The organism is Streptococcus sp. k-378 (genome assembly GCF_013277505.1).
GTDB lineage: Bacteria > Bacillota > Bacilli > Lactobacillales > Streptococcaceae > Streptococcus > Streptococcus pseudopneumoniae.
The window spans coordinates 1-13483 of record NZ_VMNC01000080.1; the positions used below are offsets into that span (position 1 = coordinate 1).

The 13483-nt window shown below is 38.3% G+C and carries 12 protein-coding genes; 8 read left to right on the top strand and 4 right to left on the bottom strand.

Annotated elements, in window-relative coordinates:
- Window positions 1-169: 169 nt before the first annotated feature.
- The 6 genes from HT719_RS08115 to HT719_RS08140 all read left to right on the top strand — a co-directional run bounded on the left by HT719_RS08115 (window position 170) and on the right by HT719_RS08140 (window position 6109).
- Complete coding sequence (locus HT719_RS08115; protein ID WP_172928834.1) at window positions 170-787, top strand: hypothetical protein; 618 nt, start codon at window positions 170-172, stop codon at window positions 785-787.
- Between the two features lie 396 nt (window positions 788-1183).
- Window positions 1184-2020 carry a transcription antiterminator gene (locus tag HT719_RS08120; protein ID WP_172928836.1) on the top strand — a complete coding sequence of 279 codons (837 nt, stop codon included), beginning with the start codon at window positions 1184-1186 and terminating at the stop codon, window positions 2018-2020.
- A 35-nt stretch (window positions 2021-2055) separates the two neighbouring features.
- Entirely contained in the window at window positions 2056-2373 is a 318-nt protein-coding gene (locus HT719_RS08125; RefSeq protein WP_057522535.1) for a PTS lactose/cellobiose transporter subunit IIA, read from the top strand.
- The gene (locus tag HT719_RS08130; RefSeq protein ID WP_172928838.1) at window positions 2373-4064 is read left to right on the top strand and encodes a lactose-specific PTS transporter subunit EIIC; all 1692 of its coding nucleotides are present in this window, start codon (window positions 2373-2375) and stop codon (window positions 4062-4064) included. The genes HT719_RS08125 and HT719_RS08130 overlap by 1 nt, the downstream gene beginning before the upstream one ends.
- Before the next feature lie 338 nt (window positions 4065-4402).
- Complete coding sequence (lacG, locus tag HT719_RS08135; RefSeq protein ID WP_172928840.1) at window positions 4403-5809, top strand: 6-phospho-beta-galactosidase; 1407 nt, start codon at window positions 4403-4405, stop codon at window positions 5807-5809.
- Between the two features lie 42 nt (window positions 5810-5851).
- Window positions 5852-6109: a DUF3884 family protein gene (locus tag HT719_RS08140; RefSeq protein ID WP_078934339.1), complete on the top strand. Its 258-nt coding sequence runs from the start codon at window positions 5852-5854 to the stop codon at window positions 6107-6109.
- 292 nt (window positions 6110-6401) lie between these two features.
- Here the strand turns inward: HT719_RS08140 and HT719_RS08145 are convergent, their stop codons facing one another.
- From HT719_RS08145 to nrdH, 4 genes are all read right to left on the bottom strand, one after another.
- Window positions 6402-7163 (bottom strand): DeoR/GlpR family DNA-binding transcription regulator, encoded by a 762-nt coding sequence (locus HT719_RS08145; RefSeq protein ID WP_000917605.1) that lies wholly within the window; start codon window positions 7161-7163, stop codon window positions 6402-6404.
- Between the two features lie 181 nt (window positions 7164-7344).
- Window positions 7345-8307 carry a class 1b ribonucleoside-diphosphate reductase subunit beta gene (nrdF, locus tag HT719_RS08150; protein ID WP_000451369.1) on the bottom strand — a complete coding sequence of 321 codons (963 nt, stop codon included), beginning with the start codon at window positions 8305-8307 and terminating at the stop codon, window positions 7345-7347.
- 186 nt (window positions 8308-8493) lie between these two features.
- A complete protein-coding gene (gene nrdE / locus HT719_RS08155) occupies window positions 8494-10653 on the bottom strand; it encodes a class 1b ribonucleoside-diphosphate reductase subunit alpha (RefSeq protein WP_172928842.1) in 2160 nt (719 codons plus the stop codon).
- 80 nt (window positions 10654-10733) lie between these two features.
- Window positions 10734-10952, bottom strand: coding sequence for a glutaredoxin-like protein NrdH (gene nrdH, locus HT719_RS08160; RefSeq protein WP_000259242.1), 219 nt, complete (start codon window positions 10950-10952; stop codon window positions 10734-10736).
- A 349-nt stretch (window positions 10953-11301) separates the two neighbouring features.
- On the opposite strand from nrdH, the gene HT719_RS08165 reads away from it, so the two are divergent.
- Entirely contained in the window at window positions 11302-11565 is a 264-nt protein-coding gene (locus HT719_RS08165; RefSeq protein WP_000146947.1) for a phosphocarrier protein HPr, read from the top strand.
- Window positions 11566-11570: 5 nt separating this feature from the next.
- Window positions 11571-13304 carry a phosphoenolpyruvate--protein phosphotransferase gene (ptsP, locus tag HT719_RS08170; protein WP_000138148.1) on the top strand — a complete coding sequence of 578 codons (1734 nt, stop codon included), beginning with the start codon at window positions 11571-11573 and terminating at the stop codon, window positions 13302-13304.
- Window positions 13305-13483 lie beyond the last annotated feature (179 nt).

Consider the following 13483-nt stretch of genomic DNA (forward strand, 5'->3'; position numbering starts at 1 on the left):
CGTTATTGGGCGGTTACATATGAATTAGAAAATAACTATATGAAGTATAATAAAAATAGGATATAGTTTATTTTACGAGCTAGGAAGGAAAAATACGGAAACAATATTGCCAGAATAAACTATATTTAGATGCACATTTCATTCATTGTTCTATAAAAGGAGAAGATAAATGGCTACTAAAAAGAGTTTTAAAGCGTTAGTTGTAGGACTAGGTATTGTTTCAATATTCTCATCAGCCTTACCTATGGTTAGTCATTCTGTATTTGCAGATAGTGCCCTAACTAGAGTAGATAAAGCAAATGATATTGTTTTGAATGTTGATGGGAATAAATTTTATAATGTTTCGGTTTCAGAAGATATTGTAAATGCTGGTCAAATTTTGGAAGATTATTTTTATGTAGATAAATTTGGAAATATAAATTTAAAAGGTACTCCTGAAGAGCTAGCAAAAAATATTGGTGTTTCTGTACAAGAAGCAAGTTTGATGTATGAAGCTGTAAAAGAGTTGCCTAACGTTTACGAAAGAGGTCCTGTAGGTTTTCGTTTCAATCTTGGTCCTCAAGTGAGGGGGATGGGTGGCTGGGCTGCTGGAGCTTTCGCTACTGGATATGCTGGATGGCATTTAAAACAATTTGCGGTTAATCCTGTTACGGCTGGGTTTGTTGCTGTAATAAGTGGTGCGATTGGCTGGGCTGTAAAAACTGCTGTAGAAAATTATTGGACAGTTGCTGTAGCTACAGTAGAGGTGCCATTTGTAAACCTTGTTTACACCATAGATTTACCTTAAAGGTTATTTCTTTATGAATAGTTCGTTTAAAAAAATAACCGTATTTTGTTTTATAGTTTCTTGTGTTCTTTGTTTATTAGATTTAATGAATTTTAAAAATGTAGCTACTTTTTTATTTTTCTGTCTTCCTGTTTTTGTTTTGATTTACAAAAATAAATAAAAACAGATCCTCTGTTTGATGAATTTTAGAACATAGTTAAGTTTAAAAAAAGTTGTATGTAAAGGTTTACAAATTAACTTACTTGTGTTATACTTAAATCACAAGTTAATACAAGGTGAGTGTTACTAAGTAAGATTAGGCATGATCACAGGTGAATTAGAAATCGGCTGATTTTCTAGTTCATTTGTGGTCATTTTTTATACTCATATACCTTTAAAATATAAAAGGAGGTTGACATGTATCGAATTCTAAATCCAATGAATCACAATGTTTCACTTGTCAGAAATGATAAAGGAGAAGAAGTGATTGTGATTGGTAAGGGGATTGCATTCGGAAAGAAGAAAGGGGATTTGATTGCTGAACAGCAGGTTGAGAAAATCTTTCGGATGAAGACCGAAGAATCGAGAGAAAACTTTATGGCTCTCCTCAAAGATGTTCCGCTTGATTTTATCACAGTGACCTATGAAATCATTGATAAGCTATCAAAGAAATATCATTATCCGATTCAAGAGTATCTCTATGTAACCTTGACAGATCATATTTACTGTTCTTACCAAGCTCTAGCACAAGGAAGGTACAAGGATAGTAATCTGCCAGATATTTCCACTAAGTATCCTGTCGCTTTTCAAATCGCAAATGAAGCATTTGAAATTTACCGTCAGAAGCTAGCGGATCATTTTCCTGAGGACGAAATTATTCGGATTGCTTATCATTTCATTAATGCCGAAGGTGAAAATGAAGTGGAACTTGTGGAGTCGATTGATAAGAGGAAAGAAATTCTCAGGAATGTTGAAGAAGTTTTGAAGGAATATGCAATTCAACGAACCAAAGAGAATACCCATTTCTATGATCGCTTTATGATACATTTGAATTATTTCTTGGATTATTTAGATAGATCTAGAGATGATAACCAATCACTTCTGGATATGGAAGATCATATTAAACAATCCTATCCAAAAGCCTTCGAGATTGGTTCCAAGATCTATGATGTGATTACGCAACATACGGGTCTTGATTTGTATAAAAGTGAACGAGTTTATCTAGTTCTACATATCCAACGTTTATTGTCATAAAAATTTAATTAAAAATACATAAGGAGAATTCTATCATGAATAGAGAAGAAGTAACATTGTTAGGTTTTGAAATCGTAGCCTATGCTGGCGATGCTCGTTCAAAACTATTAGAAGCCTTGAAGGCTGCTGAATCTGGTGATTTTGAAAAAGCGGACGCTCTGGTAGAGGAAGCTGGTAGCTGTATCGCAGAGGCTCACCACGCGCAAACAAGTCTATTGACTAAGGAAGCTTCTGGTGAGGACTTAGCGTATAGTGTGACCATGATGCATGGCCAAGACCACTTGATGACAACTATCTTGTTAAAAGACTTAATGCACCACTTAATCGAACTTTATAAGAGAGGAGTTAAATAATGAATAAACTAATTGCATTTATTGAGAAAGGAAAGCCTTTCTTTGAGAAACTATCTCGTAATATCTATCTTCGTGCTATTCGCGATGGTTTCATTGCAGGTATGCCTGTTATTCTCTTCTCAAGTATCTTTATCTTGATTGCCTTTGTACCAAACTCATGGGGCTTTAAATGGTCTGATGATGTTGTAGCCTTTCTGATGAAACCTTATAGCTATTCTATGGGTATTCTGGCTCTCTTGGTAGCTGGTACAACAGCTAAGTCACTGACCGACTCAGTAAACCGTAGCATGGAAAAAACCAACCAAATCAACTATATGTCAACACTGTTGGCAGCGATTGTCGGTTTGTTGATGTTGGCGGCTGACCCAATTGCAGGTGGTTTTGCAACAGATTTCCTTGGAACAAAAGGTTTGCTTTCAGCCTTCCTTGCTGCCTTTGTTACAGTAGCTATCTATAAGGTCTGTGTTAAGAACAACGTTACCATTCGTATGCCTGACGAAGTTCCACCTAATATCTCACAAGTCTTTAAAGATGTGATTCCATTCACTCTCTCAGTTGTTTCTCTTTATGCTCTTGATTTACTAGCTCGTCATTTTGTTGGTGCTAGTGTAGCAGAATCAATCGGTAAATTCTTTGCACCATTATTCTCTGCAGCTGATGGCTATCTAGGTATTACCATTATCTTTGGTGCCTTTGCCTTCTTCTGGTTTGTTGGGATTCATGGTCCATCTATCGTTGAACCAGCAATCGCAGCTATTACCTATGCAAATGCCGAAGTCAACTTGAACCTTCTCCAACAAGGTATGCACGCTGACAAGATTCTTACTTCTGGTACACAAATGTTTATCGTTACCATGGGTGGTACTGGTGCGACACTGGTTGTTCCATTCATGTTCATGTGGTTAACAAAATCAAAACGTAACCGTGCAATCGGACGTGCTTCAGTAGTTCCAACTTTCTTCGGTGTCAACGAACCAATCTTGTTTGGTGCACCACTTGTATTGAACCCAATCTTCTTCATTCCATTTATCTTTGCTCCAATTGCAAACGTATGGATTTTCAAATTCTTCATTGAAACTCTTGGAATGAATTCATTTACTGCTAATCTACCATGGACAACCCCAGCTCCACTAGGTCTAGTTCTTGGTACTAATTTCCAAGTTCTATCATTCATTCTTGCTGCTCTTTTAATCGTGGTTGACGTAGTCATTTACTATCCATTCCTTAAAGTATATGATGAACAAATTCTTGAAGAAGAGCGTTCAGGTAAGTCTAATGATGAATTGAAAGAAAAAGTTGCTGCAAACTTCAACACTGCAAAAGCAGATGCTATTCTTGAAAAAGCTGGTGTAGAAGCAGCACAAAATACCATCACTGAAGAAACAAATGTCCTCGTTCTCTGTGCTGGTGGAGGTACAAGTGGTCTCCTTGCAAATGCTTTGAATAAGGCAGCAGCAGAATACAATGTCCCTGTGAAAGCAGCAGCAGGCGGCTATGGTGCTCACCGTGAAATGTTGCCAGAGTTTGATTTGGTTATCCTTGCCCCTCAAGTTGCTTCAAACTTTGAAGATATGAAAGCAGAAACAGATAAACTCGGTATTAAACTTGCCAAGACAGAAGGCGCTCAATACATCAAATTAACTCGTGATGGAAAAGGTGCTCTTGCATTTGTACAAGAGCAATTCGATTAAGGCTAGGGACTCTGAAATAGTCTCCTATCGTTACGGAAATCGCTATGGCGAATTTCCTAATCGCCTTGTTAATTCCTCGGTAAAAAAGTATCGTTTTTACCTCCTCATGTCACAATTCGATTAAGGCTAGGGGCTATGAAATAGTTTCCTCTCGTTACGGAAATCACTATGGCGAATTTCCTAATCGCCTTGTTAATTCCTCGGTAAAAAGATATCGTTTTTACCTCCTCATGTCACAATTCGGTGACTTGCTACAAGAAGTGAGATGGAGAAGGATGGCTCACTGACTCCACTCCTCTCACTTTTACTTTATTTAAATCAAGAAATAGGTGAAAAAAATGACAAAAACATTACCAAAAGACTTTATTTTTGGTGGCGCAACAGCTGCCTATCAAGCAGAAGGGGCTACACATACTGATGGAAAAGGACCAGTTGCGTGGGATAAATATCTTGAAGATAACTATTGGTACACTGCAGAACCAGCCAGTGACTTTTACAATCGATATCCAGTTGACCTAAAGCTAGCAGAAGAGTATGGTGTCAATGGCATTCGAATTTCTATTGCCTGGTCACGTATTTTCCCAACAGGCTACGGTCAAGTAAATCAGAAGGGTGTTGAGTATTATCATAATCTATTTGCAGAGTGTCACAAACGTCATGTTGAGCCTTTTGTAACTCTTCATCACTTTGACACGCCAGAAGCTCTCCACTCAAATGGAGACTTCTTAAAACGTGAAAATATCGAACACTTTGTAGACTACGCTGCCTTCTGCTTTGAAGAATTTCCAGAAGTAAACTATTGGACAACCTTTAATGAAATTGGCCCAATCGGTGATGGTCAATACTTGGTTGGGAAATTCCCTCCAGGTATTCAGTACGACCTTACCAAAGTTTTCCAATCGCACCACAATATGATGGTTTCTCATGCACGCGCTGTGAAACTATATAAAGATAAAGGATATAAAGGTGAAATTGGTGTTGTTCACGCTCTGCCAACTAAGTATCCTTTGGATCCTAAAAATCCAGCAGATGTTCGTGCAGCTGAGTTGGAAGATATTATTCACAATAAATTTATCTTGGATGCAACTTATCTAGGTCGCTATTCAGCTGAAACGATGGAAGGTGTCAACCATATCTTATCAGTCAATGGTGGTAGCTTGGATCTTCGTGAAGAAGATTTTACAGCATTAGAAGCAGCAAAAGACTTGAATGATTTTCTAGGCATCAACTACTATATGAGTGATTGGATGGAAGCATTTGATGGAGAAACTGAAATTATCCATAATGGTAAGGGTGAGAAAGGAAGCTCTAAATACCAAATCAAAGGTGTTGGTCGTCGTGTAGCTCCTGACTATGTACCACGTACGGATTGGGATTGGATTATCTACCCTCAAGGTTTGTATGACCAAATCATGCGCGTGAAGAAAGATTATCCGAACTACAAGAAGATTTACATCACTGAAAATGGTCTTGGATATAAAGATGAGTTCGTTGATAACACTGTTTACGATGATGGCCGTATTGATTATGTGAAACAACACTTAGAGGTCTTGTCTGATGCGATTGCAGATGGAGCTAATGTAAAAGGTTACTTCATTTGGTCATTGATGGACGTCTTCTCATGGTCAAACGGTTATGAAAAACGTTACGGTCTCTTCTATGTAGACTTTGAAACTCAAGAACGTTATCCTAAGAAATCAGCTCACTGGTACAAGAAAGTAGCAGAAACTCAGATTATAGACTAGTAGAATTAGTCATTAGATATAGAATTCTAGTGAGGCAAAAAGATGTTCAAAGATTTTATCCAATCTATTTATGAAAAAGTTTATATTATCAATTTTGATAAATGTTCTCAAATACCTTGTTTGACTAATGAGGAGCTGAAAAAACTTGGAAAATGGTATGTCTCTACCGGTAAAGAATGGATTTGCCATTCAGACTATGAGCTAGAAGAATTTAAAAATTTGTTTTTAAATTTTATCAATCCTGAAGAACGGGATAATATCTCCTTTGATTCAGATTTTATGCCGTTTCAACAATCATAACCAATTTCCAAAAAAGTTAAATCTTATATCTAGTACTCTGCAAAACTCTTATCTAATCACCTTGCTTATACTCAATGAAAATCAAAGAGCAACTTTAAACTAGAAAGCAAGTCGCAGGTTTCTCAATGCATAGCTTTGAGGTGGCAGATAAAGCAATTGGGCAAAAAGTCTTTAACGCAGAAAAACGCATAATATCAGGTGTTGAAAAAACTTGATACTATGCGTTTTATTGTGGGAAGATTTACTTCATTTTCTTCTGAAATTGAGTTGTTACCCAGAATCTTTCAGTTGATTAAGGCTTGATGACTTTAGTAAGTTTAGATAGTTCAAAAAGGATTGAATCACTTAGTTTAGAATCTGAAACAATAGTATCAAGATTTGATACATTATAAAAAGTATAAAAATCAAACTTATTGAACTTACTATGATCTGCGAGTAAATATTTTTTATTAGAATTATTTAAAGCGATGCGTTGAGCCTCTCCCTCTTCCTCGCTAAAAGTAGCTAGAGCCCCGTTTTGAATACCATTACAGCTAACGAAAGCTTTAGAAAATTGGAGATTAGAGAGATTTTGTAGGGTCAATGTGCCAACAAAAGCACCTGTAATATCGCGATAATTTCCACCTATCAAAATCAAATCTGTTAATTTTCGTTCGCTTAAAATCAGAAAAACAGGTAGACTGTTGGTCACGACGCGGATATTGTCAATAGGCAACTCACGCGCAAAAAATTCTAATGTTGTTCCTGGTCCAATAAAAATAGTTTCTCTTTCTTCTACTAGACTGCCTGCAAAACGGGCTATTTCTTGTTTTTCTGCCGTTTGGAGGGCTTGTTTTTCAATATTTGATCGCTCATTAGTCAAAAGGGAGTTGGTTCGAAGTTTTTCAGCTCCACCATGCACACGAATCAGCAAATCTTTATCAGCTAATTCCTGTAAATAGCGCCTTGCAGTCATATCTGAAACGGCTATTTCGTCCATAATCTGTTTAACCGTTATGGTTCCTTTACTATTTACTGTCTCTAAAATTTTGGTTAATTTTTCTTGTTTGAGCATATTATCACCTCGTTTCCTACTACTATCTTACCATAAACTAGCTCATCATTCAAATACAAAAACAACAAAATAAAACAAAAACAAAAATATCGAGGTTTATTTTCAAAACTTTCGATATTTTTGTTGGGTTATAACTTTGATGTTTCTAGTTTACTTTTTGATGATTGAGAGTGGTGGAGAATTAGTCTAAACCGTAGTTATAGTCATCATCTTGCATGGCTTCAACTTCACCAAGAAGGTAACCATTTCCGACTTGAGAGAAGAAGTCATGGTTGGAAGTTCCTGTTGAAATACCGTTCATAACGATTGGGTTGACATCTTCAGCTGAATCTGGGAAAAGTGGATCTTGTCCCATGTTCATGAGAGCTTTATTGGCATTGTAGCGAAGGAAGGTTTTAACCTCTTCAGTCCAACCAACACCGTCATAAAGACTCTCTGTGTAGCCTTCTTCATTTTCATAAAGAGTATAGAGCAGGTCGTACATCCATTCTTTTAGCTTTTCTTGCTCTTCTTCAGGTAATTCATTGAAACCAAGTTGGAATTTGTAACCAATGTAGGTTCCGTGAACAGATTCATCACGAATAATCAATTTGATGATTTCCGCAACGTTGGCAAGTTTGTTGTTACCAAGATAGTAGAGGGGAGTGAAGAAACCTGAATAGAAGAGGAAGGTTTCGAGGAAAACGCTAGCAACTTTCTTTTCAAGTGGGCTACCGTTTAGGTAGATTTCGTTGACAATCTCAGCCTTCTTTTGTAGGTAAGGATTGGTATTGGTCCATTCGAAAATTTCTTCAATCTCAGCCTTAGTATTCAAGGTAGAGAAGATTGATGAGTAAGATTTAGCGTGAACAGATTCCATAAATTGGATGTTATTGAAAACAGCTTCCTCATGAGGTGTACGGATGTCTGCGCGAAGGGCTTGAACCCCAGTTTCAGATTGCATAGTGTCGAGAAGGGTTAAACCACCAAAAACTTTTCCGACCAAGTCTTTCTCTTTGTTAGATAGCTTTCTCCAGTCATCCAAGTCATTTGACAAGGGAATACGTGTATCGAGCCAGAATTGCTCTGTCAGCTTTTCCCAAGTTGATTTGTCGATGACATCTTCGATGGCATTCCAGTTAATGGCTTTATAGTAAGTTTCCATTTGAAATCTCTTTCTGTGTTTAGTATTGCGAACTCACAATTATTCTATTTTACCATAATTCTATAGGAGTATCGCACAAAAAGTCGGAATCCCGACTTTTAAAATGTTACATAAATTATGTTATGACATAGTAGATTTGATTTTATCAGTGCTGCTTAGGGAAAAATAGTGTTTCTATGCTAGAAACTAAATCACACAGCTTTCACATTGGTTGGCACCGACTTCTCCACCGTCATCTGTAAAGGTGCGGACGTAGTAGATAGACTTGATTCCCTTGTTAAAGGCATAGTTACGAAGGATGGACAAGTCACGTGTCGTTTGTTTATTTTCCCTCTTCCATTCGTAAAGGCCTTTTGGAATGTCACTGCGCATGAAGAGGGTGAGTGAAAGTCCTTGATCCACGTGTTCAGTCGCAGCAGCGTAAACATCGATGACTTTACGCATATCCATATCGTAGGCAGAAGTGTAGTAAGGAATGGTTTCTGTAGACAAGCCAGCAGCAGGGTAGTAGATTTTACCAATTTTCTTCTCTTGGCGTTCTTCGATACGTTGCGTAATCGGGTGGATAGAAGCAGAAACGTCGTTGATATAGCTGATAGAACCATTTGGCGCTACAGCAAGGCGATTTTGGTGGTAAAGACCATCTGCTTGAACCTTGTCGCGAAGTTCAGCCCAATCAGCAGCACCAGGGATAAAGACATCTTTGAAGAGTTCTTTAACACGGTCTGATTTTGGAACAAACTCGCCAGTCACATACTTGTCGAAGTAGCTTCCGTTAGCATAGTCTGATTTTTCAAAGTTGTGGAAGGTAATACCACGTTCACGCGCAATATTGTTTGACTCAACTAAAGTCCAGTAGTTCATAAGCATAAAGTAGATGCTAGTAAATTCAACAGACTCAGGTGACCCATATTCAATCAGTTGTTGTGCAAGGTAGCTGTGAAGTCCCATTGCACCAAGACCAAAGGTATGAGCTTGGCTATTTCCATGGTCAATCGTAGGTACAGCCACGATGTGTGAACTATCTGTAACGAAAGTTAAAGCACGAACCATAGCACGGATAGAACGACCAAAATCAGGTGAAGTCATCATGTTAACCACGTTGGTTGAACCAAGATTACATGAAACGTCTGTTCCCATTTGCAGGAATTCTTGAGCATCGTTGATCAAGCTTGGTTCTTGGACTTGAAGAATCTCAGAACACAAGTTACTCATGATAATCTTTCCATCAACAGGATTTGCACGGTTAGCCGTATCAATGTTGACGACATAAGGATAACCAGACTCTTGTTGCAATTTAGAGATTTCAGTTTCCAAATCACGCGCCTTGATTTTTGTCTTGCGAATATTTGGATTTGCGACCAATTCATCGTATTTTTCAGTAATGTCGATGTAGTTGAATGGCACACCGTATTCTTTTTCTACAGAGTAAGGGCTGAAGAGGTACATTTCTTCATTTTTACGCGCCAATTCGTAGAATTTATCTGGTACTACAACACCAAGTGAAAGGGTCTTAACACGAACTTTTTCATCGGCGTTTTCTTTCTTAGTTGAAAGGAAGGCGATGATGTCTGGGTGAAAGACGTTGAGGTAGACAACACCGGCACCTTGACGTTGCCCCAATTGGTTGGAGTAAGAGAAGCTGTCTTCAAAAAGCTTCATAACTGGAACGACCCCAGAAGCTGCTCCTTCATACCCTTTAATAGGAGAACCAGCTTCACGAAGGTTGCTGAGGGTAATTCCCACACCACCACCAATACGTGAAAGTTGAAGAGCCGAGTTGATAGAACGTCCGATAGAGTTCATATCATCAGTTACTTGGATTAGGAAGCAAGATACTAACTCCCCACGGCGAGCACGTCCAGCATTCAAGAAGGAAGGAGTAGCAGGTTGGTAGCGTTGGTGGATGATTTCATTGGCAATATCGATTGCAATAGCTTCATTCCCATCAGCAAAATAAAGGGCGTTAAAGAAGACACGGTCTTCCATACTTTCAAGATAATATTCACCGTCATTCGTCTTTAAGGCATATTGATTGTAAAATTTATAAGCTGCCATGAATGACTTGAATTGGAAGTTTTGGTCTTTGATAAATTGAGCCAATTCTTCCAAGAACTCTGGACGGTATTTCTTGATAAAAGCTGTTTCGATGTAGTTGTGTTCAATGAGGTAGTTGATTTTATCCTTGATTGAATCAAAAACCATAGTGTTTGGAACGACATTTTCTTTAAAGAAGGCATCCAAGGCTTCCTTATCTTTATGAAGCATGATTTGTCCATTAACAGGACGGTTGATTTCGTTATTGAGACGGAAGTAAGTCACGTCCTCAAGATGTTTTAATCCCATAAAATTTCCCTTATCTAATTACAAAAGAAAGGCTTCTAAGTTAGCCCTAGAAGCAGTTTCTTCTGGATGATGTACTAAGATTATGCTAATTGTTTCAGTTTTCCTGGTTGGAAACCTGAAAAGACTTCAGTTGGTGTTTGAATAATAGGAGCTGCGCTAAAACCGAGTTCTTTGACTTGATCGATGTACTCAGGCTGCTCATCAAGATTGATTTCTTTATATTCAACGTTATTACTGTCCAAGAAACGCTTGGTCATTTTACATTGGACACAATTGTTTTTAGAATAAACGGTTACCATTGTGTAACTCCTCTTTAAAATTTAATACTACCTTAGTATATCAGAAAATAAAATTTTGTCAATGATTTAAACTAAATATAGTGGTCTGTTTTTCTAGTCAAGCTCACAAAACACAATATGTAGTGTTTGCTTTATAAAACAGCAATGATTATCCTATAAATCGTTTTTAAAGAAACTATATCCTGTGTTTTGTTATCTAGGATAGAAGATTTTCAGCAAGTTATCTGAAAGGAAATTGAAGGAAAATCCAGAAAATGCTTGAAAAAAATCCTAGAAGATGATATAATACCAAATTGTAAGGGTTATCACATATAACTCAAAAAAGAAAGAACAAAAGGAGAGTCAAACTATGGCTTCTAAAGATTTCCACGTAGTGGCAGAAACAGGTATTCACGCACGTCCAGCAACATTGTTGGTGCAAACTGCTAGCAAATTTGCTTCAGATATCACTCTTGAATACAAAGGTAAATCAGTTAACCTTAAATCAATTATGGGTGTTATGAGTCTTGGTGTTGGCCAAGGTGCTGACGTAACTATCTCAGCTGAAGGTGCAGATGCAGATGACGCCATCGCTGCAATCTCAGAAACAATGGAAAAAGAAGGATTGGCATAAGGGAAATGACAGAAATGCTTAAAGGAATCGCAGCATCTGACGGTGTTGCAGTTGCAAAAGCATATCTACTCGTTCAACCGGATTTGTCATTCGAGACTGTTTCAGTCGAAGATACAAACGCAGAAGAGGCTCGTTTGGATGTTGCTCTTGAAGCTTCTCAAAACGAGCTTTCTCTTATCCGCGAGAAAGCTGTAGGTACGCTTGGTGAAGAAGCGGCTCAAGTTTTTGACGCTCATTTGATGGTTCTTTCTGACCCAGAATTGATTGGTCAGATTAAAGAAACAATTCGTGCTAAGAAAGTCAATGCAGAAGCAGGTCTTAAAGAAGTGACTGACATGTTCATCACTATCTTTGAAGGCATGGAAGACAACCCATACATGCAAGAACGTGCAGCGGATATCCGCGACGTGACAAAACGTGTATTGGCAAACCTTCTTGGTAAGAAATTGCCAAACCCAGCTTCTATCAATGAAGAAGTAATCGTGATTGCACATGACTTAACACCATCTGATACAGCTCAATTGGACAAAAACTTTGTAAAAGCTTTTGTAACAAACATCGGTGGACGTACAAGCCACTCAGCTATCATGGCACGTACACTTGAAATTGCAGCTGTATTGGGAACAAATAACATCACTGAAATCGTCAAAGACGGTGATATCCTTGCCGTTAACGGAATTACTGGTGAAGTGATTATCAACCCAACAGATGAACAAGCGGCAGAATTTAAAGCAGCTGGTGAAGCTTATGCTAAACAAAAAGCTGAATGGGCACTTTTGAAAGATGCTCAAACAGTGACTGCTGACGGTAAACACTTCGAGTTGGCAGCTAACATCGGTACTCCAAAAGACGTTGAAGGTGTTAACAACAACGGTGCAGAAGCTGTTGGACTTTACCGTACAGAGTTCTTGTACATGGATTCTCAAGACTTCCCAACAGAAGATGAGCAGTATGAAGCGTATAAGGCTGTTCTTGAGGGAATGAATGGTAAACCAGTGGTTGTTCGTACAATGGATATTGGTGGAGATAAGGAACTTCCTTACTTCGATATGCCACACGAAATGAACCCATTCCTTGGATTCCGTGCCCTTCGTATCTCTATTTCTGAAACTGGAGATGCAATGTTCCGTACACAAATCCGTGCCCTTCTTCGTGCTTCTGTTCATGGTCAATTGCGTATCATGTTCCCAATGGTTGCCCTCTTGAAAGAATTCCGTGCAGCTAAAGCAGTTTATGAAGAAGAAAAAACAAATCTTCTTGCTGAAGGAGTTGCAGTTGCGGATGACATCCAAGTTGGTATCATGATTGAAATTCCTGCAGCAGCTATGCTTGCAGACCAATTTGCAAAAGAAGTTGACTTCTTCTCAATTGGTACAAATGACTTGATCCAATACACAATGGCGGCAGACCGTATGAACGAACAAGTTTCATACCTTTACCAACCATATAACCCATCAATCCTTCGCTTGATCAACAACGTTATCAAGGCAGCTCACGCTGAAGGTAAATGGGCTGGTATGTGTGGTGAGATGGCTGGTGACCAAACAGCTGTTCCACTGCTTGTCGGAATGGGCTTGGATGAGTTCTCTATGTCAGCAACATCTGTACTTCGTACACGCAGCTTGATGAAGAAACTCGACACAGCTAAGATGGAAGAGTACGCAAACCGTGCCCTTACAGAATGCTCAACAATGGAAGAAGTTCTTGAACTTCAAAAAGAATACGTTAATTTTGATTAATGTGATTAACCTTGTAACCTAGTTGCAAGGTTTTTTGGGCGCATTTTGGAAAAGTATGGTCTAATACTCTTTCAAAATCTCTTCAAACCACGTCAGCGTCGCCTTAACGTAGATATGCTCACTGACTTCGTCAGTCTTATCTACAACCTCAAAACTGTGTTTTGAGCAACCTGCGGCTA